We start from the raw sequence: 1,041 nt of genomic DNA on the forward strand, positions 1-1,041 counted from the left end.
GCATTTTCGTACAAAAAGGGCGCTAAAGTGGCTCGTAGTAACGTTTCAATCGATACAGTCAATGCTGAAATGAGTGTTGGTGATTGGCAGACATTTAGTGTTGAGTTAGTGGAGGTGGTATAGGATGGCGTCGTTACCGTATAATTTTAAAAACAACCTTAAATTAGTATCAACAGATGGTACAGTAAGTGCATCATACTTTAGTTTTAGTGCTAATATTTACAAAAACGCATCTGGTGTATTGGTGAGAATACGTATTGATTCAACACACAACAACACGTTGTTTACTGAACAATATTCTTCAGGTGATTATTATGAAATCCGTTTAAGAAATCCCGAAAACGGAAATTTCGAAACAGTAAGATTGACATATGGAGATAGTGGCTTTAAGGTTTATTCTAAAAGTGTTGAATTAGATTTCATCATTCCTATCAAATACAAAGGATGGGAGATAAATAGATTTATTTCAAGAGTTTTCAGAGCTGAATATACAGAGAATGGTAGTTCTTTCCATTATCTTGTACTTAGAGTACCTTTTAACGCAGCTGTTGATATTTCAGTTGTTACAACGGTACTACTTGAGCAAGGTTGGTTTAATGCATCACCGACAATTGTGCTAAATTCACCATCAAATAACACAACATTATACGAAAACGACATACTCAATTTATCTGGCACAACAAACGATACTGATCCTAACCAGTCAGTTACAGCTTATTATCAAATTGATGATAATCCCAAACTGGTATTAGCGACAAATTTAAGCCAGATGCAAATCCCGCTGTCAAAGCAACTGATATTTAAAGGTGGTAGGCTGTTTGATGGAGAGGTGCCAATTACTGATGTTTTAGCTGATGGCGTCCCACATACTCTAAAAGTTTGGGCAATCGATAGTGAGGGTGGACAATCTGATACGGTTGAACGTACATTTTACGTTGTACCTAATCGCGCACCATTACTTTCAGTAGAAACGCCTACACCGAGCGGAATAATAGATACTGATAAATTTACGATCAGAGGAACTTCGGGCGATCCAGATGC

General features: G+C 37.2%; 1 pseudogene. It reads left to right on the forward strand.

The window, feature by feature from the left end:
• Positions 1-124 precede the first annotated feature (124 nt).
• Positions 125-1,041: pseudogene (locus tag CD31_RS00205) on the forward strand (hypothetical protein); the annotation flags it as partial.

It is taken from the genome of Lysinibacillus boronitolerans JCM 21713 = 10a = NBRC 103108 (assembly GCF_000772935.1).
GTDB lineage: Bacteria > Bacillota > Bacilli > Bacillales_A > Planococcaceae > Lysinibacillus > Lysinibacillus boronitolerans.